At 35.1% G+C, this 25445-nt stretch carries 23 protein-coding genes and 3 pseudogenes; 16 read left to right on the top strand and 10 right to left on the bottom strand.

Going from position 1 to position 25445, the window contains the following annotated elements:
• The first annotated feature begins 15 nt into the window (after nt 1–15).
• From spoIIP to lepA, 3 genes are all read left to right on the top strand, one after another.
• Nucleotides 16–876, top strand: coding sequence for a stage II sporulation protein P (gene spoIIP / locus ACQKOF_RS09035; RefSeq protein ID WP_427555681.1), 861 nt, complete (start codon nt 16–18; stop codon nt 874–876).
• A gap of 728 nt (nt 877–1604) precedes the next feature.
• Complete coding sequence (locus ACQKOF_RS09030) at nt 1605–3506, top strand: acyltransferase family protein (protein WP_427555679.1); 1902 nt, start codon at nt 1605–1607, stop codon at nt 3504–3506.
• Between the two features lie 228 nt (nt 3507–3734).
• Complete coding sequence (lepA, locus tag ACQKOF_RS09025; RefSeq protein WP_427555676.1) at nt 3735–5561, top strand: translation elongation factor 4; 1827 nt, start codon at nt 3735–3737, stop codon at nt 5559–5561.
• 62 nt (nt 5562–5623) lie between these two features.
• Here the strand turns inward: lepA and ACQKOF_RS09020 are convergent, their stop codons facing one another.
• The 3 genes from ACQKOF_RS09020 to ACQKOF_RS09010 form a co-directional block, all read right to left on the bottom strand.
• Nucleotides 5624–5872, bottom strand: a complete 249-nt coding sequence (locus ACQKOF_RS09020; protein ID WP_427555673.1) for a tyrosine-type recombinase/integrase — start codon at nt 5870–5872, stop codon at nt 5624–5626.
• Nucleotides 5814–6125: a hypothetical protein gene (locus tag ACQKOF_RS09015; protein ID WP_427555670.1), complete on the bottom strand. Its 312-nt coding sequence runs from the start codon at nt 6123–6125 to the stop codon at nt 5814–5816. The genes ACQKOF_RS09020 and ACQKOF_RS09015 overlap by 59 nt, the downstream gene beginning before the upstream one ends.
• Before the next feature lie 191 nt (nt 6126–6316).
• On the bottom strand, nt 6317–6526 hold the full coding sequence (locus ACQKOF_RS09010; protein WP_427555667.1) for a hypothetical protein: 210 nt from the start codon (nt 6524–6526) through the stop codon (nt 6317–6319).
• Between the two features lie 46 nt (nt 6527–6572).
• On the opposite strand from ACQKOF_RS09010, the gene ACQKOF_RS09005 reads away from it, so the two are divergent.
• Both ACQKOF_RS09005 and ACQKOF_RS09000 read left to right on the top strand, forming a co-directional pair.
• Nucleotides 6573–6806 carry a helix-turn-helix domain-containing protein gene (locus tag ACQKOF_RS09005; protein ID WP_427555664.1) on the top strand — a complete coding sequence of 78 codons (234 nt, stop codon included), beginning with the start codon at nt 6573–6575 and terminating at the stop codon, nt 6804–6806.
• 675 nt (nt 6807–7481) lie between these two features.
• Entirely contained in the window at nt 7482–8144 is a 663-nt protein-coding gene (locus ACQKOF_RS09000) for an MBL fold metallo-hydrolase (protein ID WP_427555662.1), read from the top strand.
• A 216-nt stretch (nt 8145–8360) separates the two neighbouring features.
• Here the strand turns inward: ACQKOF_RS09000 and ACQKOF_RS08995 are convergent, their stop codons facing one another.
• A complete protein-coding gene (locus ACQKOF_RS08995) occupies nt 8361–8888 on the bottom strand; it encodes a SpoIIIAH-like family protein (RefSeq protein WP_427555659.1) in 528 nt (175 codons plus the stop codon).
• A gap of 117 nt (nt 8889–9005) precedes the next feature.
• On the opposite strand from ACQKOF_RS08995, the pseudogene ACQKOF_RS08990 reads away from it, so the two are divergent.
• Nucleotides 9006–9317, top strand: a pseudogene (locus tag ACQKOF_RS08990) (GNAT family N-acetyltransferase); the annotation flags it as partial.
• Nucleotides 9318–9586: 269 nt separating this feature from the next.
• Here ACQKOF_RS08990 and ACQKOF_RS08985 read toward each other — a convergent pair.
• Both ACQKOF_RS08985 and ACQKOF_RS08980 read right to left on the bottom strand, forming a co-directional pair.
• Nucleotides 9587–10039: pseudogene (locus tag ACQKOF_RS08985) on the bottom strand (GNAT family N-acetyltransferase).
• A 110-nt stretch (nt 10040–10149) separates the two neighbouring features.
• Nucleotides 10150–11019 (bottom strand): cation diffusion facilitator family transporter, encoded by an 870-nt coding sequence (locus ACQKOF_RS08980; RefSeq protein WP_427555656.1) that lies wholly within the window; start codon nt 11017–11019, stop codon nt 10150–10152.
• A gap of 252 nt (nt 11020–11271) precedes the next feature.
• Here ACQKOF_RS08980 and ACQKOF_RS08975 point away from each other — a divergent pair, with 252 nt between their 5' ends.
• Together ACQKOF_RS08975 and ACQKOF_RS08970 are read left to right on the top strand one after the other, a co-directional pair.
• A complete protein-coding gene (locus ACQKOF_RS08975) occupies nt 11272–11523 on the top strand; it encodes a hypothetical protein (RefSeq protein ID WP_427555654.1) in 252 nt (83 codons plus the stop codon).
• A 299-nt stretch (nt 11524–11822) separates the two neighbouring features.
• Nucleotides 11823–12575 (top strand): GNAT family N-acetyltransferase, encoded by a 753-nt coding sequence (locus tag ACQKOF_RS08970; protein ID WP_427555651.1) that lies wholly within the window; start codon nt 11823–11825, stop codon nt 12573–12575.
• Between the two features lie 9 nt (nt 12576–12584).
• Here the strand turns inward: ACQKOF_RS08970 and ACQKOF_RS08965 are convergent, their stop codons facing one another.
• Nucleotides 12585–12746 (bottom strand): hypothetical protein, encoded by a 162-nt coding sequence (locus tag ACQKOF_RS08965; protein ID WP_427555649.1) that lies wholly within the window; start codon nt 12744–12746, stop codon nt 12585–12587.
• A gap of 106 nt (nt 12747–12852) precedes the next feature.
• Between ACQKOF_RS08965 and ACQKOF_RS08960 the strand changes: the two genes are divergently transcribed.
• From ACQKOF_RS08960 to ACQKOF_RS08950, 3 genes and pseudogenes are all read left to right on the top strand, one after another.
• The gene (locus ACQKOF_RS08960; protein WP_427555646.1) at nt 12853–13191 is read left to right on the top strand and encodes a cupin domain-containing protein; all 339 of its coding nucleotides are present in this window, start codon (nt 12853–12855) and stop codon (nt 13189–13191) included.
• 85 nt (nt 13192–13276) lie between these two features.
• Nucleotides 13277–13960, top strand: coding sequence for a VOC family protein (locus ACQKOF_RS08955; RefSeq protein ID WP_427555644.1), 684 nt, complete (start codon nt 13277–13279; stop codon nt 13958–13960).
• Between the two features lie 178 nt (nt 13961–14138).
• Nucleotides 14139–15191: pseudogene (locus ACQKOF_RS08950) on the top strand (zinc-dependent alcohol dehydrogenase family protein).
• Nucleotides 15192–15421: 230 nt separating this feature from the next.
• Here the strand turns inward: ACQKOF_RS08950 and ACQKOF_RS08945 are convergent.
• The gene (locus ACQKOF_RS08945; RefSeq protein WP_427555642.1) at nt 15422–16417 is read right to left on the bottom strand and encodes a PLP-dependent cysteine synthase family protein; all 996 of its coding nucleotides are present in this window, start codon (nt 16415–16417) and stop codon (nt 15422–15424) included.
• 518 nt (nt 16418–16935) lie between these two features.
• Here ACQKOF_RS08945 and ACQKOF_RS08940 point away from each other — a divergent pair.
• The 5 genes from ACQKOF_RS08940 (at nt 16936) to ACQKOF_RS08920 (ending at nt 20630) form a co-directional block, all read left to right on the top strand.
• Nucleotides 16936–17694: a formate/nitrite transporter family protein gene (locus ACQKOF_RS08940; RefSeq protein WP_427555640.1), complete on the top strand. Its 759-nt coding sequence runs from the start codon at nt 16936–16938 to the stop codon at nt 17692–17694.
• A gap of 295 nt (nt 17695–17989) precedes the next feature.
• Nucleotides 17990–18256 (top strand): hypothetical protein, encoded by a 267-nt coding sequence (locus tag ACQKOF_RS08935; RefSeq protein ID WP_427555637.1) that lies wholly within the window; start codon nt 17990–17992, stop codon nt 18254–18256.
• A 186-nt stretch (nt 18257–18442) separates the two neighbouring features.
• Nucleotides 18443–18868 (top strand): GatB/YqeY domain-containing protein, encoded by a 426-nt coding sequence (locus ACQKOF_RS08930; RefSeq protein WP_370042060.1) that lies wholly within the window; start codon nt 18443–18445, stop codon nt 18866–18868.
• A gap of 155 nt (nt 18869–19023) precedes the next feature.
• Nucleotides 19024–19602: a TetR/AcrR family transcriptional regulator gene (locus ACQKOF_RS08925; protein ID WP_427555635.1), complete on the top strand. Its 579-nt coding sequence runs from the start codon at nt 19024–19026 to the stop codon at nt 19600–19602.
• A 74-nt stretch (nt 19603–19676) separates the two neighbouring features.
• Nucleotides 19677–20630, top strand: coding sequence for an SDR family NAD(P)-dependent oxidoreductase (locus ACQKOF_RS08920; protein WP_427555632.1), 954 nt, complete (start codon nt 19677–19679; stop codon nt 20628–20630).
• A gap of 461 nt (nt 20631–21091) precedes the next feature.
• On the opposite strand, the gene ACQKOF_RS08915 is transcribed toward ACQKOF_RS08920, so the two are convergent.
• Nucleotides 21092–22789 (bottom strand): methyl-accepting chemotaxis protein, encoded by a 1698-nt coding sequence (locus tag ACQKOF_RS08915; protein WP_427555630.1) that lies wholly within the window; start codon nt 22787–22789, stop codon nt 21092–21094.
• Nucleotides 22767–24416, bottom strand: coding sequence for a pyridoxal phosphate-dependent decarboxylase family protein (locus ACQKOF_RS08910; protein WP_427555627.1), 1650 nt, complete (start codon nt 24414–24416; stop codon nt 22767–22769). Before ACQKOF_RS08910 ends, ACQKOF_RS08915 begins: the two co-directional genes overlap by 23 nt.
• Nucleotides 24417–25445 lie beyond the last annotated feature (1029 nt).

Here is a 25445-nt window from a genome sequence, read left to right as displayed (position 1 = left end):
TAAGGGGAGGAGGGTGTGACTTTGCTAAAAAAACTACAGTGGTCATTTGGTTTATTATTGTTCTTTTTCGTATTACCTGTCATTGCTGGGCAACTTCCGTTCAACAAGCAAGCATCGACTCCGATTAAAGAACCAGAGGATAAACAAGTCGTGTTTGCCGCTACTAATTTACCTGAACAAAGTGTACTGGAACAGACAAAAGAGCAAACGCAAGAGAAAACGCAAGTTCAAACAAAAGATCCATTTAAAGTTTTGTTATTATTTACGCATTCACAGGAATCATATCAACCAATGGTGAAAGCTGTTAGCGGAAAAGCGGCCTATTATGATGAAAAAACAAATATTTATAATTTAAAAGATACTATTTCTAAGCATTTTAGTAAGAATGGTATACAAACGGATATTTTAGATGTTGATGTTATGAAGGAACTAAAACTTAAGGGAAAAAGTTTTCCGGATTCTTATAACTTTGTACGTCCTTATTTAGCAAAACGTTTACAAGAGCAATCCTATGATTTAGTTATTGATTTGCATCGAGATTCTGCCAAGAGAGATGCGACAACCTTAACACATAATAACGAGTCATATGCACGGATTGCAATTGTTATTGGTGCAGAGCATAAGAATTATAGATGGAATACTGCTTATGCAGAAAGTCTATCTGCTGCTATGAATGAAATTGTTCCAAAGATTTCTAGAGGTGTTATATCTAAAAGTGGTGACAATGTAGATGGACGTTATAATCAAGATTTAACAAAAGAAATGATCTTAATCGAACTAGGTGGAATAGACAATACAGAAGAAGAATTGAATCGTTCAATTGCTGTAATAGGAAAAGCTATAGCAAAATCCTTCATTACAGAAAAACAAGATTAATATACGTCTTATTTAATATTGGAATTGGCGAAAAGACGGAATTTTAATATAGCCCTCATTTTTGCCAATTTTTTGTGATATTTTTGGACAAAGTATGAAAAATTGAATCATTGTTAGCAAAAATACCAGGAATTTTTTTAGGGGAAATAGTTGTAAATCACTTTTAATTATTCATTTCTTGTCTTATAATTTTTTGAGTTAACACATAAAGATTTGACTATGAGTTGTAGTTTTGTAGCGGCATATGCATAGGCGAAATACGCTTTTAAAGCATCTACCATTTTGGAGATGCTTTTTTAACTTCTTTCAGCGGGTGTGCAAACATCCGCTGAAATAGAGGAACTCAGTCTAAGAACGCCACGTCCTGTGGCAACGACTGAGTGACCAACTTCGTGTTGGCCTAAAGCCTCCGGTGGATGTCACGGAATCGGAAAGGAGTACTTTGTGCAAGCACAAAGCCGATTCCGGACGCAATTATGCCGAGGCATAATTGATTGGATAAAATATGAAAAAGATTAACCTTTATTCAAAAGGATGAAGGACAACTATACATATGAGAAGTTAATTTAGTGTTGTTTATGTGATAAAAAGTAAACTTTTATAAATACTCATCCGTCATTTATATAAGTGAATGCACCGAATCATTAGTTAAAAGGGGACGATAATTGGTTTTATACTAAAGTTTACACAAAGTTTTGTAGATTATCGGAAGAAGAGGAAGGAATATTATGTCAGGCAAGGCAGTCAATCATCGTTATATCCCTGGATTAGATGGGATTCGAGCTTTAGCAGTACTAGCTGTGATAGCTTATCATTTTAACTTCAGATGGGCCAGTGGTGGGTTCCTCGGAGTTGATATCTTTTTTGTTTTATCAGGTTACTTAATAACCTCTACTATTTTACCTTTAAAAGGAAATCAATTAACAGTAGGGCTAGGAGAATTTTGGATTGGGCGATTTCGACGCCTACTACCTGCTGCGTACGTTATGATTATTACTTCATTCGCTTGGGCTACCTTATTTCATAAGGAACTTCTTAATACGTTGCGCGGAGATGCAATTTCCTCTATTTTTTATTCAAGTAATTGGTGGTTCATTTTTCATAAGCTTTCTTATTTTGATAGTTTTGGATCCCCTTCACCTATAAAAAATTTATGGTCTTTAGCGATTGAGGAACAATTTTATCTTATTTGGCCAATTCTGTTAATGCTAGGGCTTTATCTTGTTAAAAAACAGAGTAAATTAGCCATTTTTATCTTTATCGGTGCATTATGCTCAGCTGTGTTAATGGGCATACTGTATGAGCCAGGAGCTGATCCTAGTCGTATCTATTATGGGACAGATACACGTTCATTTGAATTACTTATAGGCTGCTGGCTAGCTCTCGTTTGGCCGATGAAAAGACTCTCTTCTCAAAAACTATCTACTGACCATGTCAATAAACTAAATGCTATAAGTTTGGTTGCTTTTAGTATTTTCATTGTAAGTATTATTTTTGTAGATGAATATCAAACTTTCTTATATAGAGGAGGCATGTTCCTTTTCTGTTTGAATGCAGCAATATTAATAGCGTGTGTATGCCATCCAATTAGCATTTTAGGAAAATTACTTTCTTTGAAGCCTTTACGTTGGGTTGGTTCACGATCGTATGGAATTTATCTATGGCATTATCCGATTATGGTGTTGGGCACTCCAGTCCATGAAATAGGTAATCCTGCGTACTGGCGAGTTGCTTTACAGCTAGTTCTTATTTTAATTATCGCTGAGTTATCATATCGTTTTATCGAAATGCCGATACGGAAGGAAGGATTCCGATCTTATTATCGACAGTACCTTGTATTTAATAAAAATAAATGGGGTAGTTTTTCGTTTACTAGAAAAATTTCTACGGTGCTTGTTCCACTATTCCTTCTAGTATTTTTTACTGGAATAACAGGCGTTGTGGGAGAAGAACAAACGCAATCAAAAGAATCTAAGCCAACAGAAATTAAAATAAATGGTGAAGAACAACCTTCTAAGCATAATGATTCCGTAGCGGAAAAAGAAACATCAGAAAGCGATTCATCGGATGTTAAGGATGAAAAGGATGAAACTAGCTCTCAATCGGATATAGAAGAACCTAAGCAGGGAGAAAATGATACGGCTGCTAACTCTAATGAATCCTATAGTGGAATATTAGCTATTGGAGATTCTTTAATGATAGATATTGCTACAAGCTTACATAATATCTATCCTAACATAACAATTGATGCAAAAATTGGTCGCCAAGTTTCACAAGCTGTTCAACTGGCACCAAATTATGTTAGTTTTAATCAGCCAAATAAAGCAGTTATTATTCAACTAGGCACAAATGGTTACTTTACGAATGATCAGATTGATACATTACTTGAAGCTTTCTCCAATGCCGATATTTATATAGTGAATACTCGGGTACCGCGTTCTTGGGAAGGTAAAGTGAATTATTCATTACAACAAAAAGCTCAAGAGCATGATAATATTACATTGATTGATTGGCATTCAGCTGCTATCAACCATCCAGAATTTTTTGCTCCAGACGGCGTACATCTAGTACAAAAAGGGATTGATAGGTTAACAAACCTTATTCAACAATCGATAGATACTACTGCTTAAATATATAGCCAGCATACATCATGCAACTAGGTGTAGCTGGCTATTTTTTGTTAAGGGTATAGGAAAAATCTTTAGCAACTCTTTTATCACTTTTCGCATTGTTTTGCAGAGGAAAACACGCATTATTCAGAATAACCATTGATTTAACAGCATTTATGCCGTTCTATTGTTGTGGTTTATATAAGGTTCATAGTATAATTCATTATAGTTTAATTAGGAGTGGAAAAGATGAACCGAGAAGCACGTTTAAAAAGACAAGAGAATATACGAAATTTCTCTATTATTGCACATATTGACCACGGGAAATCAACGCTAGCTGACCGTATTTTAGAGCAAACGAAATCACTGACATCTCGTGAAATGAAAGCACAGCTACTCGACTCAATGGATTTAGAGCGTGAGCGAGGCATTACGATTAAATTAAATGCAGTCCAATTAAAGTATGAAGCTAAAGATGGTGAAGTGTATATATTCCATTTAATCGACACACCAGGACACGTCGATTTCACATATGAAGTATCACGTAGTTTAGCTGCTTGTGAGGGTGCAATTTTAGTTGTTGATGCAGCACAAGGTATTGAAGCACAAACACTAGCAAATGTATACTTAGCGCTTGATAACGATCTAGAAATTTTACCTGTTATTAATAAAATTGATTTACCAGCAGCAGATCCAGAACGTGTACGTCAAGAAGTTGAAGACGTAATCGGGTTAGATGCTTCTGAAGCGGTTTTAGCTTCTGCTAAAGCCGGTATCGGGATTGAAGATATTTTAGAACAAATTGTAGAGAAAGTGCCTGCACCAACGGGTGACCCGGATGCACCGTTACAAGCCCTTATTTTTGACTCTGTTTACGATGCTTACAAAGGTGTTATTATTTCTATTCGAATCATGAGTGGTACAGTAAAACCTGGCGATAAAATTCGTATGATGGCTACTGGAGCAGAATTTGAAGTTATTGAAGTTGGTGTACACACACCGAAAGCTGTACCACAGGCTGAATTAACAGTTGGTGATGTAGGCTATTTAACAGCATCTATTAAAAATGTAGGTGATACTCGTGTGGGGGATACAGTTACATTTGCGAATCGCCCAGCAGCTGAGCCATTAGCAGGTTATCGTCGTTTAAATCCAATGGTATACTGCGGATTATATCCAATCGATACAGCGAAATATAATGACTTACGTGAAGCGTTAGAAAAGTTGGAACTTAATGACTCTGCCCTTCAATATGAGCCAGAGACATCACAAGCGCTAGGATTTGGTTTCCGCTGTGGCTTCTTAGGGCTTTTACACATGGAAATCATTCAAGAGCGTATTGAGCGTGAGTTTAACATTGATCTAATCACAACAGCGCCTTCTGTAATTTACAATGTTCAAATGACGGATGGATCTATAGTTAAGGTTGACAACCCATCATTTATGCCGGATCCTCAAAAAATTGATCAAGTGGAAGAACCTTATGTAAAAGCTACAATTATGGTGCCAAATGATTATGTAGGAGCTGTCATGGAGCTTTGTCAATTGAAGCGCGGTAATTTTATGACAATGGATTATATTGATACAACACGTGTCAGCATTATTTATGAAATGCCGTTATCAGAAATCGTTTATGATTTCTTTGATTATTTAAAGTCCAATACGAAGGGCTATGCTTCATTTGACTACGAACTCATTGGTTATCAGCCTTCAAAACTAGTGAAGATGGATATCTTATTAAATGGTGAGCAAGTCGATGCACTAAGCTTTATCGTACACCGTGACTTTGCGTACGAGCGCGGTAAAGTCATCGTTGAAAAATTAAAAGAATTAATTCCGCGTCAACAATTTGAAGTGCCAATTCAAGCAGCAGTTGGACAAAAAATTGTCGCTCGTTCAACAATTAAAGCTATGCGTAAAAACGTTTTAGCAAAATGTTACGGTGGGGATATTTCTCGTAAACGAAAACTTCTTGATAAACAAAAAGAAGGTAAAAAACGTATGAAACAAGTAGGTTCAGTCGAAGTACCTCAAGAAGCGTTCATGGCTGTTCTGAAGATGGATGATTCGAAGTAATTAGATATATCAAGGGTTGGCTGACATTTGCCACCCGTTTGAAGTTTATACTCATATGACACTTAAAGGTCTTGAGCAAATGAACCAAAGATGTTTACAGCATCTCGAGACATTTTCTCTGTAAGATGGACATAGCGGTCTTCAGTAATTGCTGATCTGCTGTGTCCTAATCTTTTTTGTACAGTTTTAATAGGTGTACCATTCTCTATTAATGCTGTTGCATGTGTGTGACGTAATGAGTGATAGTTAAAACTAATGTTTAATTTTTCTAGTATTATATTTGATAACACTTGGCGTACAATGTTCACCATTTTCTTTTTTACATACATAATCATGTTCCGGATCCTGTTTATAAAACTCACCGTACTTTAAACAATTTTCAAGTTGTCTTTTTTTAGCGCGTTTTAAAATGCCAGCAAGAGCATTACCGAGTGGCATTGTACGATAACCAGATTTAGTCTTCTGAGGTCTAGGCCGCCAATTTAATTTGCTATGATCATCCTTAATACCAATTAACTGTTGCTCAAGTTCGATTTCCATTTCATCAAAATTAAATGTTTCCATTCAAGTCCACATACTTCTCCTACACGTACACCACAATGTAAACCGATGTGAAACGGCAAATAAAAAGGATGATCCTCAGTTATTAATCCATTGATTAGCCGTAATTTCTCCTTTGATTGAATTTTAAGGTCCTCGCGAGTCGGTTATCTGCTTTTATCTTTTATAAGTTCTACATAGTGCATTGGATTTTCTTAAATATATTCATAAGGGTATACTGCATGATTCAAAGTTTTACTCAAAATGCCCCTTATCATACTTAAAGTTTGACGTGCGAAACCTTCTCTCGTCTTTAAATTGATAAATTGCTGCAATACATGCGGTGTTAAAGATTTCACTTTGTACTTTCCTAGATGCGGCAAGATGTGTTTATTTATAGTATTCGAATACCTAGCACAATACATAACATTCAAATCAATAACAGATATGGATAAGAGTGTGGAGGACCATATGGCAACACACTATTATGATTTAACAGAATCAGAACTTGCTCTCGTTTTTAAACTGGCTAGTCATTCATTAGAGTATCCAGGAGTGTGTCACTTAAAAGCAAGTACAATTGCTGCATCATTGGAGATCTGCACAAAGACAGTTTATCGTTCGATGAAAAAATTAGATGAGTTAGGCATCATTGAGAAAGTACCTAATACTAAATTAAACGGCATAAGAGGGGCTAGTATTTAGCGCATATTACCTTATGTCCCATCGAGAGACAGCTCAGGCCATCAGTAATGACGCGGTTTCCGAGACTTTTACAGAAAACCTATCTTCTAATTCTTAGAGCCGTATTTGTAGGGGCGTATAGTAAGGCTATAGAGCGTTTAAGTAATAAGGTGAATAAAATCGTCAACTGTGGATGACAAAGCGCATAAAGAGCGTCCTGTACCTTTCTATAATTGGCTTAATGAGCGTGATGGTCTTCCACAATCAATAGTGCAGAATGAACAATCGTTAGAAAATTGGCTTGAATGGTAAAAAAATAACCGCTATAAATGCTCGGAGATATGTGAAACAAGTTTAGTCAATGAGCAAATTATAGCGGTTGAGGGGAATACATATTAAGTATGTATGTCCAGAATTTTTTTATACATAAGGAGGAAATAGTTGATGACTCATTTTGAATATATGAAGCAATTAATAGGAGCAATTGAATAAAACTATTTGGAACAAGTTTTCCGAGGCAGGAATTGTTGGGAAAGAAGCAGAAGTTAATATATGTTTGTGCTATTCAATTATCTTGAAGGGGATTGTAATAATTATTTTATATGTACAAAATTAGCTTTATTCTTTCAAACTTCTTGTGAAACCAAACCCATTCTTTGACATCAATAAAATCAAATTATGAAGGAGACCAAAGTTATGGAAATATCTAAGGGTGTAGAAATGCTTCATCTAGAATTTATTGGTAATATTATTCACCCAATTCTTTTATGGGATCAAGAAATGGCTGTTTTAATAGATACTGGATTCCCTGGACAAATTGAAGATTTACGTGTAGCAATGGAAAAGGTAGGAGTATCGTTCGACAAACTAAAAGTTGTGATTTTGACGCATCAGGATATAGATCATATAGGTAGTCTACCTGAGATATTACAAGAGTGTGGAAGTAATATTAAAGTATATGCTCACGATTTAGATAAGCCTTATATTCAAGGGGATCTAACTCTTTTGAAAGACGGTCACATAAAGAATCCACCAAAGGGCAGAGTAGACCATACCTTGAAAGACGGTCAAGAATTGCCGTATTGCGGTGGTATTCGTATCATCCATACTCCAGGGCATACTCCCGGCCATATCAGCCTCTATTTGAAACAAAGTAAAACATTGATTGCCGGGGATTCGATGTACAGTGTAAACGGCATAATAGAGGGAATTCATGCCCCGACAGTCCTGGATATAAAAGCAGCTCGACTTTCTTTGAAGAAATACCTAGACCTCGATATTGAATCTGTAGTTTGTTACCATGGAGGATTAAGTAATGTGAATGTTAATGATCAGATTGAAAAAGTAATTTCATATTAAAATTCTAGAACTTTCTTTAGCTATCAAGTGCTTTAGCTGAATAAACTAAAAAGACTACTCCGTGATGAGTGGTCTGTCTGTTTAAATTCCCCATCATATCCCCATCATATGCAGAAAATAAAGCTCGATAAAAACATCCCTGAATAAAGTTAAATGAAAAACAACCGACAATCCCCTGTAACTTTTTAAATAAAACAAAACCCTTTTCTCTATTTTTTAATAATTATTCGCGCCGAATTTAACTTGCACATTTGCATCCTCGCATTCTTTTTTTACCAGATAGATAATTTCATTTGCTCGAGATTTTGATAATTCATTTGCTACCACAGTTACGGAAACGTCTTCACCTTCTATTCGTACTAAAGCATCGGGAAAGCCTAATGATTTAATTTGCATCTCAAGTATTGCCTCTGTGGATTCTTCTTTATTGAGAGTATCGATTTCAATAGACGCTGTATTTTGTTCGTCAACAAAATACTCATCTGACGTTATTTTTTGCGTTAACTTTTGGCGAAGCTGGTTTCTTTCGTTACTAACTTGTAGGCGCGTTTCTTCAAATAAAGGGCTAGAAGAAGATACTTCCTTTGTCACATTCAGTATTGCTGCTTTTTGATTTGCATCTTCCGTCAAGGTAATAGCCTCTTTTGATTGTTTTGGTGAATCCATCAAATAATACACTGAAATAACCGCTACTAGAGTTAATAATGCAAGTAACCAAGACGATTTTTTTGTAGGTGCATTCACTTTCCCTCCATCAATAAAATTGGTGAAATACCACTAAGCATCTTTTCATTGTCTGTATTATAGAAATTTATAAATGAATAAAAAGGAAAATATATGAACACAAGAAGCAGTATCGTTTATTTTATAGATGGTTATGGTTTATGGGCTGTATGTTTAAAAGAATCGAAAGAACAAATAGTTGATGGAAAAGCGGAAGTTGAAGTGGGCTACCATATTCATAAAAAACATTGGTCTAAAGGATTTGCAACTGAAGCGGCAAAAGGTTGTGTAGAATATGGATATTTACATTTAGGACAAGAAAAATTAATAAGTATTATTGACCCTAAAAATGGACCGTCAATTCGTGTGGCTGAAAAAAATGGTTTTATGAAAGAGAAGGAGTCGTTTATTTTTAATGAAATTCATCATATATATACAGTACAATTATAGAAATCTAATTGGTAGTCGAAATTTAATATATAAGAATAAGTTGTAATTGTAAAAAATAATGAGGATTAAGTGATTACAATTCCAACTTTTTTTAGATGGAAGTTCCTATCTATTTTTCTTTTAAAATAGTTAGAAGGAAACTGGTAATCCTATGAAAGATCCTTTTGTGAACTACTCGCCACTTAGCAAAGCTTGAAGTGGGAGCTTCTCAGTTCCACGACGAAAGCAACCTTTCGTCTCCCTGAGCGTTACTTCGGGGTGTTCCAACCTTAGATGTCCAACGCTTGGACGCTCTTTTGGTACGGTTGATATTTTACTAAATAGTAGTGTTTATAATCCCTTCCATTGTCCAATGTACCGTAGATTTGATATCCGTGATTTTCATAAAAATCTAATGCTTGAAAACTTAGTGTATCTACCTTTATGAAGTCACATTTGTTATTTAAAGCAATTTGTTCGATTTCTAATAACAATTTAGATCCATGGCCTAATCCACGAATATCCTCATCGATCATAAGTGTATATATCTATAACCAATTCCAACAAATTTCCCCAAATATGCCACCACGGATTTGATCATTTTCATCTGTAAGGAAGAGGTTGATTTCTTGATATCTGCCTCTTAAATCTTTTGGGAAATGTTTCAAATTGTATTCGTAAAGCTTATTATTAATAAAAGACTTTTTACGTTCATTTTGCTCTTGTGAGATTTTGTATTGCATATATTTTTTCCTCCTCTTTTATAATTGAATATTTTTTTAATTTAAGTATATTTTGCAATTATATAAATGACCAGGTACTTTAAAAAATAAAGACCAGGTCATTTTGCAAATCATTCATTTATTTTCTCATTCTCTGGTTCTAAGTGAATAAGAATATTGGCTTGATGAAAGAGGTTATTAATCTTTTCTTCAATACGATCACATAAATTATGAACGGTTTCAATGCTTTCATTTGATGCTACGACTAAATGGAAATCGATGTATTCTTCCGCACCAGAACGTCTAGTTCGGAAATCGTGATACTCGATGTATTCATCTTTAAATGCTTCAATAATTTCAATAATTTGTTCTTCCTCTTCTTTTGATAATCGTGCATCCATTAATGGAGGAAACGTTTCTTTCATCAGTTTGAAAGCTTCCATCATAATATAACATGCTAATATAATACCGATGATCGGATCTAAAATATACCAGCCAGTTAAATGGACAATCAATAAACTCAACGCAACACCTAAAGATGTATAGACATCTGTAAGTAGATGAAGTGCATTTGATTTCATGGCAACAGAGTTGGTATTCTTTGCAGTTCTATAAACAATCCTTGATACAACAAAATTAATCAAGGCGCCAAATAACATGACCAGTATTCCTAGAACTGGGAGTTTGATTGGGGTAGGAGTGATAATTTTATTAATACATTCATAAATAATCCAAATCCCAGCAACAAAAATTAAAAGTGTTTCAATTGTCCCTGAAATATTTTCAACCTTGCCATGTCCGTAGGGATGCTCTTTATCAGCTGGTTTACCGGAGATTCGTACGGAGAAAAAGGCAATTAAAGAAGCGAGTAAGTCTAGAAAAGAATGGATTGCTTCAGATAAAATTGCTACCGATCCAGTGAACAATCCAACGATAATTTTTAAAGTGACAACAGTAGAATTACTAATAACTGATAAAAATGCAATCTTCGATGAATTCACCTTAAATCACCTCCTGATATATAGACTTATGATACCAAGTAAACTTTGTGTGGGTCTATAGCAACGTTTTTTCCCAATTCCCATTAAATAACTAGTGTGAAAAAAAGTTGCTTAAGGGAAAATGCAAAAACAGCTTTAACAAAAATTCATACCACCAAAAAACAGCATTTATTTTAATTTCTTTCAGCAAATGTCTTTTGTACGAAAGCGTAGCGACAGGTACAGAAGTCTTCCACCTCTATAGGCGGTGAGATGAATGAGGTTTTAAATCACTTTTCAGCGGATGTCCAAACATCCGCTGAAAGAGAGGAACTCAGTCTAAGACTGCGCTTTCGCACAAAAAACATCTGCCGCTGCCGCTGCGCTTTCGCACAAAAAACATCTGCCGCTGCCGCTGCGCTTTCGCACAAAAAACATCTGCCGCTGCCGCTGCGCTTTCGCACAAAAAAGACCTGCAGACCTAAGCACAAAGCCGATTCCGGACGCAATTATGCCGAGGCATAATTGATATATGAGTGAACGGGGCATGGACTTGGGATTAAGACCTATGCTAATAAAGCAAGAGAAGAATTCATGACTATATTATGTGTAGAGGCGCTAAGGTTAATCTCTACATACGGAATTAAAGTGCTAAATTTAACAGAATATCAAGGATTTGATATTTGTATACTTTTCCAAGTGTTCACTTTTTTGCTGTGAAATCTAGACAATAGTTAATAGAAAAGGAATTGCTATCCATTTTCTACCTTCGATATAATAAAATAGTGGTACCAAATTGGGTTAGTAAAGGGGTGGATAGTAAAGTGGATTATATTCAAATTACTAGGAACAATATTGAACAGGAGCATATATGTTGCGCTCTCGGTTCGAAGCAATACGAGGAAGCGGTAAAGGAAAAGAAAGAATGGTTGATGAATCGTATGGATGAGGGGCTAGTTTTTTATCGTTTAAACGACCGGGCAAAAGTGTTTATTGAATATTTACCGGCAAATCAAGCTTGGGTTCCTATCGATGCACCGAATTATATGTATATTAATTGCCTATGGGTTTCTGGTAAATACAAAAATCAAAACCATGCTAGACAATTGTTTGAAAAGTGTAAGGAAGATGCATTAGCGCAAGGGATGGATGGCATCGTACATATAGTAGGGGAGAAAAAGCTTCCATTTCTAAGTAATAAGCGTTTTTTTGAACATTTGGGATTTAAAATTGTAGATCAAGCAGCACCTTATTTTCAGCTAGCTGTCTATAAATTTAACGATTGTGCTCATGATCCTTCCTTTAAACTGCAGGTGAAAAATCCTTTATCTAATAACAGTGGTATTGTGATATACTTCACTGCCCAATGTCCGTTTGCAGTAGGCGTTATAAATGATTTAAAAAAATTGGCAGAGAAAAGGGGCATTCCTTTTCATGCATATCAACTAAGGACGAAAGATGAAGCGCAGAATGCACCTATCATATGGACTACCTTTGGACTGTTTTACAATGGTGATTTTATGACACATGAAATCCTAAGTGCAAACAAGTTCGAAAAATTATTAAATACATTATGAAAAGGGAATTTATCTCCTTTTCAAGAACATTAAAATTAGAGCAAATAAACAAATACCAATAATAGAACCTAGAGTAAACGACCAAGAAAAATAATCGAAAAAGATGTATGCAATTAATAATGCCAGCATATAGCCGAGAACAGTGCCCAGCAATTGTTTTTTGATATTCAACGATCCCACTCCTTACTGCGTGATAGTTAATATACTTATTTATATTTTATAGAAATATTAGGTAAATATCCATAGCAATCAAAATTAAAGGAAGGTGATATCAGTTTTGAAAATTAGCAAACAGTATGCAGAACATTATATATGGGGAGAACAATGTGATGGCTGGCATTTAGTGAAGAATAATGACCTCAGTATTATTCATGAGCGTATGGCTGCTAATACAGTTGAGGTTAATCATTATCACCATCATGCACAACAATTTTTCTTTGTGCTATCTGGAACAGCAACAATCGATATCGACGGAGAACGAATTGTATTACAAAAAAATGAAGGAATTGAAGTGCCGCCCCTTAAACCACACCAGATGCGTAATGATTCAGGGGAAGAGATAGAGTTTTTGGTCATTTCACAACCAAATAGTAGGGGAGATCGTATCCAACTATAAAGTAATCTTCATTCTTTTGCATGAGGTATGTATTTATTTTAATAAGTATAGTAAATGTTAACAATTGCAAAGGAGATGGTTTACGATGAAGATTACAAAGGTGAAACTATATGTGTATGATGTACATAAAATAAAGGAATTTTACTGCAATCATTTAGGATTTACATTAATAAAGAATACGGATAATTTTTTTGATATAGCTGTTGGCGAAAGTATTATCACTTTTGAAAAAATACCTTATTTGGTAAAAAAACAATATCATTTTGCGTTAAATATTCCATGTAATTTATTTAAACAAGCGAAAAGCTGGGTAAAAGAATATGCAGAATTATTATTTTCAGAGGGACAGGATGAAGTATATTTTGATACATTAAAGGCTCATTCTTGTTATTTTTATGATCCAGAAGGAAATATTATTGAGCTCATTTCAAGACAGGAAGTAAATCCAAAACAGGATGTAGAGTCTTTTTCACCCGAGCATGTACTAAATATTGCCGAAATGAATTTAACGACGGATGCTATTTATTCAGTAGCCGATAGTTTAAAAGAATACGGTATAACTCCAATGAATCATAACGAAATCCGCTCAAATGCTCTCACGTTTATGGGGAATTATGAGGATGGCGCAAATTTACTTTTAGGACCAAGTGAACGTGTTTGGTATTTTTCTAACAAAAAAGCAATTGTTAGTCCTATTAAGATAGAAATCAATAAAAACCTACAACTATGCATGAACGAAGATGGTGATTTTACCATTTCACAGCTTTAAAAACACCATCAGACCATTAATTCGCGAAAGCAAAGAAATTAAGCGGGAGAAAAACTGCTCATAAAATTCCGAGTGGTGAAAATTAATAATCGGTGAGGATGAAGCAAGCTCCCCTGAAGGTTTCATTTTGGAATAGTTGCAAAAAATGCTATTAATCAATCATAAAGGGGTTAATTTTTTGAAAGCAAAAAGCATTAAATTATATGAATTTGGAAGCCCACGAGAGGTTTTGAAGTTTGAAAATAAAACGATTCAACTTCCTCAAGAACAAGAGATTCTTGTTCGAATGCTGGGATGACCTATTAACCCTTCTGATTTATTACCAATATGGGGGAGTTATGCTCATCGAATTTCTTTACCAACTATTCCTGGCTATGAAGGGGTCGGTATTGTAGAGGATGTAGGTCCGTATGTTTCTCAGAATCTTATCGGAAAGCGTGTTTTACCTTTACGAGGAGAAGGGAATTGGAAGGAAATTGTAAAAACAAGCGCAGAATTTGCAGTGCCTATTCCAGATTCTATAGATGATTTTACTGCAGCGCAAATGTATATCAACCCAATGACAGCTTGGGTAACTTGTACGGACATATTACAATTGCAGCCAAATGATGTTTTATTAGTGAATGCTTGTGGGTCCGCAATTGGACACATATTTGCACAGTTAGCAAAATTGTTAGGTTTTCAATTAATCGCGGTAACGAGAAATAATAGACATACGGACGATTTAATTCAACTTGGCGCTTCCTATGTAATAGATACTTCAAAAGCACCGCTCTATGAGACAGTAATGGAACTAACAAATGGTAGGGGTGCTGATGCTGCTATTGATTCTATTGGAGGGGCAGCAGGCAATGATCTTGCTTTTTGTCTTAAATCTGGAGGGGATTTTTTAGCTATTGGTCTTTTATCAGGTGTGCAAGTGAATTGGCAGAAAATCGTTAAAGAGGCAAATGTAAAGGCAAATATGTTCCATTTGCGTCATTGGAATAAGCAAGTATCAGTAGAAAGATGGCAAGATACATTTCATTATTTAATCCATCTAGTTAATAGTGGTAAGTTAAAAATGATGGCGGTTGATTCTAATTATGATTTGTTAGACATTAAAAACGCGATAACGGCCGTTGAATCAACTAAAACTACTAAAGGAAAGATTTTTTTAACTTCTTTCAGCGGGGGTTCACCTGTACCTGCCGCTACGCTTTCGGTACAAAAGACATTTGCTGAAATATAGGAACTCAGTCTAAGAACGCCACGTCCTGTGGCAATTTATCTGTGTTGTTGCTGCGTTAGCACTACGCTTTCGCACAAAAAACATCTGCGTGCCTAGGTACAAAGTCGATTCTGGACGCAATTATGCTGAGGCATAATTGATCAAGTTATAATAAAGACGAAGGGGAATATTTTTCCCCTTCGTTTTTTTATAAGTGTGGTTAGCCTAAAAAGTCTAAGCTTACAGGGATTCTAAAATAAATCAGTTGATAAATATCGCAGACCAGTATCAGGTAGGATAACGACAACTCGTTTACCTCTGTTCTCTGCACGTTTTGCAAGAGCTGTGGCGGCAAATAAAGCAGCGCCTGATGATGTACCTACTAATAGACCATCTGATTTCGCAACAGCGCGTGCCGCCTCATAAGCTTGTGCAGTTTCTACCTCCAGTACTTCATCAATTATTTCTAAATGAATATTCGATGGCACACGAGCCTCGTCAGCATCGGAGAAGCGGTGAACACCTGTGATTTCAATAATATCTGGATTATCAACTGTTGCAATGGAATTAACAGCAGGCTCTACACCAATGATCTGAATATCTGGATTTTTAGATTTTAAGTATGCTCCAGCACCACTTATCGTACCGCCTATGCCAATTGCCGCTACAAAAATATCAATATGTCCATCTGTATCCTCCCAAATTTCAGGGCCAGTGGTTAACTTATGAATATTTAGGTTGGCATCATTATCAAGCTGATTTAAAAATACAACATTTTCTTCTTGTTCAACGACTGTTTCTCGAAATACTTTAATCGTTTCAACAAAGTCACCCTCTGTTTCCTCAAAGGCAGCTACCATTTCTGGGACATCTGAAAAAGGTACAACCTCCGTTCCATATGCCTTAACTGCCTTTGTACGCTCTTCACTTACACCATCCTGCATGTAAATTCGAAGCTTATAGCCTTTTGCAGCTGCAATTGCTGCTAGACCAATACCAGTATTTCCACTGGTTGTTTCGATTATCGTTTTATCCTTTGTCAATACACCACGAGCTTCAGCATCCTCAATCATTGCTTTAGCAACACGGTCCTTCACACTATTAGCAGGATTAAAATACTCTAGCTTTACGATAATTTCTGCTTCCAGTTGATGCTCTTTTACATACTGCTTTAATGCTAAAAGTGGTGTATGACCGATTAATTCTGTAATAGATTGTTTAATCTTATTAGTTACAATTTGACCCATCCCAATCAACCCCTTTAATTTAACCTACTTAACAAACTTGTTTTGTAGGAATTAATTCGGATCATATCAATATAAATCCATATAAGCAATAAAATTACTAATAGAAGTATTAAATGTAGCAATAGAAAAAAATAATTAATCAAATCTACAAATTAATTTTTTCTTGGTTTAGTAATGCGAGAAATACGAAGTATTATTGACAATGCTTCTATGCAAAAGCGAGAAGCCCGAAACACAAATTGATGTCTCCTCAGAAAGAAATTCCTGGATAATATTGGATTAACTATCCCTTTTTAATACCAATGAACTAAACCTAAAGTAATCTTTAAAGTGCATGAAAATATGTATATTTGGAGGAATTTACTTTAAATTTGCTAAATAATGATATTTTGGAATAATATTTGTTAAAATGTAACTCTTGTATATAAGTTGGTTAGAGTGAAAATTGGATGATTACTTGAGATCAGCGTTAAAAATAAGTTATTAATTTAGCTTGATGTTGTTTGGGAGATGAAAGTATGAAAGAGGCAATTTCTTCAGTTTGTATAACAGCTGAAACAAAAATTAAAATGATGAAGCAAAAGCCTGCTATTTATTTATTGTTAGCTATTTTTGGCGGACTTTTTATCGGATTTGGTATTTTGCTCATCGTTACTATTGGCGGCTTATTCAGTCCAGCTGGGGTACCGAGTATGAAGGTCGTACAAGGATTAGCATTCGGTGTGGCACTTAGCATGGTCATGATGGCTGGAGCAAATTTATTTACTGGTGATAATCTAGTTTTAACGGTTAGTACACTATCAAAAAAATCATCACCATTAGAGATGTTAGGCATTTGGACGTTTAGTTACATAGGAAATTTCTTTGGTTCGCTTTTAGCAGCCACATTATTTTTTTACTCGGGGCTAGCAGTGGGAGACACAGCAGCTTATATTGAAAAACTGGCTACAGCTAAGATGAATGCTAGTTTCGTTGAACTTTTATGTCGAGGTATTTTATGTAATTTGCTAGTATGCTTGGCAGTATGGTGTACCTATAAATTAAAAACAGAGACGGCAAAATTAGCGATGATTTTTTGCTGTATTTTCCCTTTTGTCACAATTGGATTTGAGCATAGTATAGCAAATATGACATTGTTTTCCCTTGCTCTCTTAATACCTCATGGTGAACTCGTATCGTTTGCTGGAGCCATTTCAAATTTATTACCTGTTACACTAGGTAATATTATTGGGGGAGCGGTTATTGGTTTTGTCTATTGGGTAAATGGCAGAGAATAATAATTCACTAGATATTGTAATCAGTATCATTTCCTTGGTTGGAGGTAATGGCAATTTAAAAAGTGATTGTAAGGTCTCTTTACATATACAAACGATTTAAAGCCTTGCGATTAAATTAACGGATGAATACTTGACAAACTTCATCTATTAATATTTTGACTTTGGAATAAATGATAGATAGAATGACAGGTAGAGTTGCTTATGTAACTCTACCTTTTTTATTTATGTCAATGAAATTATTGCTGTGAAATTAATAGATAATGGAATGAATATAAAAGAGGGGAGGAAGTCAAAAATGGAACCAGAGGTAAACCAACATACGATTCTTCAAGCAATTTTAGAGCTTTCGAAGCAAATGCAAGACATGAAATCAGATCTTCAGCAACAAGTTGAAGCGGTCGAAAAAAGATTAGATGAAAAAATTGAAGCAGTGGAAACAAGATTAGAAAAAGTTGAACAAAATTTAAGTAGAAAAATTGATCTTGTAGATGCAAAATTTGAAATATTATCCCTGGATTTATTAACAACAAAAGCTGAAGTATCTATGCTTAAACAAGTATGATAGTAGCAATTATACCTTGGCATAATTGCTTCCGGGGTTGGCTCTGTGTTAGCACAAAGAGTAGCTTAAACCAACATTCATCTCACCACATAGTAGAAGTAGGAGATTCCTAAATTGGCTTACCGTATCCCTTAAGGTTACGGTGTTTTTTTGTGTTATAATAGATGTCACGAAGGAGTGAAAACATTGTTAAAAACAGAGGTATTTGAACAATTAAAACAGGCAATGAGAGAAAAGGATGTATTAGCCAAAGGTGTATTAACGCTTTTGAAATCTGCCTTGGATTTAGCTGAAAAAGAAAAGGGAGCAGCTTTATCTTCTGAAGAGGAAATGGCTATTATAAATCGTGAAGTGAAGCAAACAAATCAGGCTTTAGAGGGTGCTCAAAATGCAGGGCGAGCTGACTTAATTGAAAAAGAGGAAGCGAAATTAGCACTATTAAAATCATTTTTACCGAAGCAATTAACTGAAGAAGAAATTGCAGAAAAACTTGTGGTAGCTGGCGTTGTAAAAGGGATGAACATGGGGGAAGCTATGAAAATAGCAAAACCTTTGTTAACTGGTCAGGCTGAAGGCGCTGTTATTTCAAAAGTTGTGAAGGGTCTAATTTAATGTCGTTAGAAACAAACCTCCTACTCAAGTCTTAAGAAGTAGGAGGTTGCTTTTTGAGCTCCCACATTATCTTTGTTCCATGATAGTAACACTATTGCCAGAAATGAAAACACCTATATACTAGTTGTTAACCACTGGTCAATAAGGAGGACAATATGTCGCCACGTAAGCCGTCAACAAAAGATTTGACGAAAGAAATGATTATAAATGAGGCTCATAAGCAATTTATCATGAAAGATTTTCACCAAGTATCAATGCGTAGTATTGCTAAAGAGCTTGGTTGTAGTCATGGGGCTATTTATTATCATTTTAAAAATAAAGCAGAAATATTTTATGCAATTTTAGGTGATTATTTTTCTGAGTTAAATAATACTTTAGATGAAAAAGTGAACGGTCCTGAAGATCATAACACTAAACTGCTAAATGTTTTTGTAGGTTATATGGCGTTTGGTTTAAATAATCAAAGCCAGTATGAATTAATGTTTATGATGAGGGATAGTGAAATTGATGGGCTTTCACAAGAGGCAGCGAATTTTAGTTATGAAAAATTTGCACAATCTGTACAGTCTTTATCAAAGACAGAGCTGTTAAATTCAGATATATATTCTACATTCATTGCTCTTCATGGATTTGTTGCACATTATCGTCATTATGTAAAAAATTATGAGGAAGCGAAAGATGCAGTGGATGTACATGCAAAATTTCTTATCAAGGCTTTAACATATAGAGAGTAGCTCTAGTAAAAAATCTAGAGCTCTCTTTTAAAAGTTATTTGACCAGTGGTTAATTAATGAAGGGGGAATTTAGTTTGGAAACAGCAATAGTTATTGGGGCATCTGGTGGTATGGGTTATGCTCTAGTAAATGAACTAGTAAGTCGAAATATACAGGTGAAGGCATTTGCTAGAAATAAAGAAAAGTTAGTTGCACTTTTTCAGCATCACAAAAATGTCGAAATTATGTCGGGTGATGTATTTAATGAACAGGAAATAATGAGAGCTTCAAAAGGTGTGGATATTATTTTTCATGCTATTAGTTTTCCGTATCAGGATTGGGAAAAGCTGCATATGCAATGCATAGATATGGTGATTAACATAGCCGAAAGGCATGGAGCGAAAATTGCACTTGTAGATAATATTTATGCATATGGAAGACAATCAAAAAACCCTGTAATAGAGCAAGCTAGAAAGGAACCACATACAAAAAAAGGGAAAATTCGTTTAACGATGGAAAATAAATTGAAAAACAGTAATGTACCCTCGTTAATTGTACATTTCCCTGATTTGTACGGACCGAATGCAGAGAATACAATATTCTATGAAACGTTAAAAAATGTAATACAAGGTAAAAAAGCTAATTTTGTAGGAAATATGCAGGTGAGAAGGGAATTCCTTTATACAGTTGATGGTGCAAAGGCTATGGTTGAGCTTGCTTTACGAGACGACACATATAATCAGAATTGGAACGTGCCAGCCGTACATCCAATTGCAGGGGAAGAACTAGTAAAAATTTTACGTGAAATTACAGGCTACAAAAAAGGCATTCGTACAGTTTCTAAAGGGATGATCCGACTTATCGGAATATTTACGCCTTCTATGAAAGAAGTAGTTGAAATGTTGTATTTAACAGAAGAACCGGTCATTTTAAGTGGGGAAAAATACGAAAAGGAAATAGGCGCTTTACCACGTACTTCATATAGAGTAGGGCTAGAAGAAACAATTGCATGGATGAACAAGAGGGCACAAAAATTGGAGAATCTTTAACTTATTTCAGCAGACATCCGCTGAATAGAGGAACTCAGTCTAAGAACACCACGTCCTGTGGTAATGACTGAGTGACCAACATCACGTTGGCCTAAAGCCTCCGGCGGATGTCACGGAAATTGGAAAGGAGTTAATAAAGGATGTTAGCCTAAAATCATCGCATCTATGCGATAACGGCTAACTGACCTGCATCGGTGCCGCTGCCGCTACGCTTTCGCGCAAAAACATCTGTTGCTGCCGCTACGTTACCACTACGCTTTCGCACAAAAAACATCTGTTGCTGCCGCTACGTTACCACTACGCTTTCGCACAAAAAACATCTGCAGGCCTAAGCACAAAGCCGATTCCGGACGCAATTATGCCGAGGCATAATTGATGAGTCAATAAAAAAATCCGCATAAACTTCTGTTGGTAGAAACTTACCTACAAAAAGTATAGCGGATTTTTGTTATTAGTTTTTCTTATAGCTGGAATTTTTGTATGATATTACGAAGTTGCTGTGCCATCTCAGCTAAATTATTTGAAGACGCAGTAATTTCCTCAATACTAGCTGATTGTTCTTCAGAAGCAGCAGCCACATTTTGAATGTTTCCAGATGATTGAACGGCTACTACACCAACTGTCTCAACAGAAATGGCAATGCTGCTAACCCCATCGTTAATATTTGAAATGATATTATTGACATAATCCATTTCTTGAGTTAGTGAAGTAATATGCGAATATATTTCTTTAAAGGCTTCACCTGATTCATTAAAGGTAGTAGAGCTTTCTGCAAGATTACTACTACTAATTTCCATAGATTTTACAGCTTGCACAGACTCTTCTTTAATTGTTTCAATACGTGTTCGAATACTATTCGTCGCTGCTAAAGATTGGTCTGCAAGTTTACGCACTTCTTCAGCTACAACTGCAAAGCCTTTACCATGCTCACCAGCACGTGCTGCTTCAATAGATGCATTTAAAGCGAGTAAATTTGTTTGATCCGTAATCTCATTAATTAAGGTTACAATGTCGCCAATCTCATTTGAGTATGTGCTTAAACGTTTCACAACTTCCGAAGTCTCTTGAATAGCATTAGATGTTAAGGCCATCTTTTCTGTAGCACTTTGAATCGTTGTATTGCCTTTTTCTGAAATAGAAGATGCACTAGATGCTTTAGCAGTGACATCATTAACACTCGATACAACTTCTGACATTTTTGTGGAGATTGTCGTAATATGATTTTCTACTTCTTCAATAGAGGAAGTTTGTTTTTCTGATCCTGAAGCTACTTCTTGCATTGAAGATGTAATTTGTTGAATAGATGCACTTGTTTGCTCAGAGCCTGCCGATAACTCTTCAGACATAGCAGCTACTTGCTCCGCATTCTCAGCAATTTGCTGAATAAGAGAGCGTAAATCTGCTGTCATATTTTCAATGCCTGAAGAGAGCTGTGCAATTTCATTAGAACCCTTTATTTGAAGTGGTTCAACAGCTAATTCTCCTTGTGCCACCTTACCAACATAGCTAGTCATATTTTTAATTGGTTTTATAATGCCTTTGCTAATGATATAAGCCACAATAATACCGAATATCAAAAACATCACAGTCATGATGATACAAATCCAAAGAGTCTCTGTTTGAAGTTTAGAAATAAAGGAAGCGTCCATATCTAAACCAAAAAGAATATCAGTATCTTTAAATGGTATAAAAATCGATTTATGAATACCGTATTCATCTTTATAAATATCACTAGATTGAATGGTTCCAGTATTTAGCGCTTCATTCATGTCTTCACTAAAAGCATAGTCCTCTTGATAATCGTCTTTATTACTTAATGCCACAATATGTTCTTTGCCATTTGCACGTGAAAGAACGTAAGCATTTTCAATGTTATACTCTTTAAGTGTTTCATTTAATTCATTTAATATTTCATCATATTTATCCTTATCGCCATCATCTGCAGCTTTGACGTCATTTTTGTCTATATCACCAAAAATTGTATGAGATATAACCTCTAATGATGACTCAAATTGTGTAATAACATTATTATCGATAATCCGATAAGATGTAACAAATAATACGATACTAAATATTACTGAAATAATAGCAATTGGAATAGTAAAACTCGCAATATATTTATAGAGTAAAGAGCTCTTAAATTTTTTGACTATACTCAACTTTAGCAGCCTCCAATACTTTTACCTTTTTTTGTAAGAAATGAACCATATCACTAATATGTTCTGTCTCTGTATAAGGAGAAATTGAGAAGAATTTTGCAGCTGCGACTGGAATTTGTTGTGTTGTATCGCTAGTGCTGACAGTGCAAACACGTGTCGTATCACCGAAAAATACTTCATCTCGACCTTCTCCTATAATTTCAAATAAAGAAGCGTTAAGGCCATTAATATATTCAATCTGATCTTGTGTATAGCTACCTGACTGTTCAGATTTCCAATTAAAGCCTTCAGGATACAAACGAAAGGCTGTAACTGGTCCAATATTAGACTCATTGACTACTTGTAACATTGGAGTTTTCTCAGCTAATTGCGCACGGAACGCTAAGTTTACACGCACATAATTTGCTAATATTTGTTGGTAACCTTCTTTACCAAACGCCTGTAATGCAGCATAAATAGCAATTGAACTACCCATACGAGAGCACTCTAATGTATAGCCTGTATGATAAGAACCATAGCCTCGATTGCCAACATAAGGTGTGTCGAAGTCCTCAATGTCTAATAACTGTAGGTGTTTTCCTTCTTTTATTAGGAATAAGCTTGTTAAATACGGTGTTTGACCAAGCTTTTGGAAGTCGAAGCAAAGGCTATCTGCAATAGGTAGATATTGCATACGTTCTTTAATTTGTTCTAGTGCTTGTAAAACATCATTCTCTAACTGAAGTGGATTTGCCTTAAAATCATAATCGTTGAAAAATGCGTAAAAACCACCTAACGCTGAATCAGCGTGAATATGTATAGGTTTTAAGGAATGTTTTTGTTCAAGGTCAGTTGTAACTTTTTTTATTGCTTGTACATCATCAATAGCAAATTGATCTGTAGCTCCTGTAGTAGCAACTACATACACTGGAATACCACCTTTTTCGATAACCTCAGTCATACGCATACGTAAGTCTTCAATATCCATTGAATGGTCTTTTCCAGCTTTAATACGAATTAAATGCTTGCTACCGATGCCGACTGCTTCAATTGATTTTAATAAGCTATAATGAGCATTTTCTGAAGCGAAGCAATATAAATTATTTGGTACGCCATCTTCTTTTGCATTAGGGAATTGTTTAGCGATCGCAAGACGAAGCCCACTGAAAACAGCCCCTTGTCCACCCCAAGTTGTGTAACCAAAGCTTTGAGTATAGTCGTAGCCAACTAACTTCGACATCATTGCTACTACCTTTACCTCACATTCTGCTGCAGCTGGTCCGTATACATCCCATAGATTGTTACCATTAAGCAGAGCATTCGTAAATTGACCTAATATACCGGGAATGCTAGCCATTGGTAAAACATTTGTTACAAAGTTGCGTGTATGGTAAGGATGTCCTTGCATCAATTTTGTTAATTCATTCACAACCTCATCAAGTCCGACACCTGAAGCTGGTACTTGATTTTCTTGCATTAACTCTTTATAGAAATTGTCAGAGCGCTCTTTCATTGGTCCAAGAGTTGTTGTTTTTGGGTTTTTTAAATCATCTAATGATGAAACGATTTTCTCCAATAGGTATAAAAAATTCTCTCTTTGTTCGATATTTCCATCTTCACTTTGAAATAATTGTTGGATTTTTTTCATATTCATCTTCCTTTGTAGTTCGTTTTTCCTCTATTTTTTATTTAACAAAAATAGGACGTTTTACTAAAATTATAATAACATATTATAACAAAAAAAGAATTTATATTTTGTCGGATAATTAATTTCAGTCATTTCTAAATAATCTGATTTAATTTAAAGCGAAATATATGTAAGAAATATTGTAATAGATTATGTTCGTAAATGTTGAATTTAAAGGGTTTTTATAACTTTTTTTAATGAATTATTGCAAAGTTAATGACGGGGAAGCGTTGGTAGTAGGTAAATCCTTTTATAGCAAATACTATTCAAAAAATAATTATGGAGAGTAATTTAATGCTTTATGACTATTAAGAGGGGAAATATATAAATATTAATCTACTTAAAGTCAAAAAGGAATCTGCATAAATGCAAATTTTTTGATTACGGATGCATGTGAATGTTAGTGATCTTAACTATTCTATTAAAACATGATATAGATGTTGTTGTGTATGGGTGTTACTGTATTTTGAGAATGTAGTAAATTATTTTGGTTTTTTCAAGTGGTCAGTATTATTAGATTACATAGTATAAAACAACTCTTTAGAAGAGTCATAGGATTTTATAAAGTAGCAGCGAAAGCTGCTACTTTAGAGTATGATTTTTTGTTTTATTTGCTACTGGTGAATTTCTTTTTTTATTTAATGGTGGTTGTTGCGTACTTTACAAAAATAAGATTTTAAGATAGTAATCGATTATTGAATGGCTATTAATCACCGTCTCCATAAAAATTACCCGGTTGTTTCGTTGAGTTAGAAAGGAACGTTAGACAAGATGATCTGGCGTCCCTTTCTAATTTCTTAAGCTTTTCAATAGTGACAAATGTATAACCTTCTTCAATAAGTGCCCATAAGATACCTTCAAACGCTTGCAATTCATTTCCCGTATCTTCATACATAAGATGCATCAAGATAATAGAGCCTGGTTGAATATTTTCTTTAACATAATTGATTTTTTTCCTTGAGCGTTGAGTAATATGAATCAGGCTCCAAA

It is taken from the genome of Lysinibacillus sp. NPDC093190 (assembly GCF_050280425.1).
Lineage (GTDB): Bacteria > Bacillota > Bacilli > Bacillales_A > Planococcaceae > Lysinibacillus.
The sequence above is the reverse complement of the archived record's forward strand: the minus strand, read 5'-3'. Positions and strand labels throughout refer to the sequence as shown.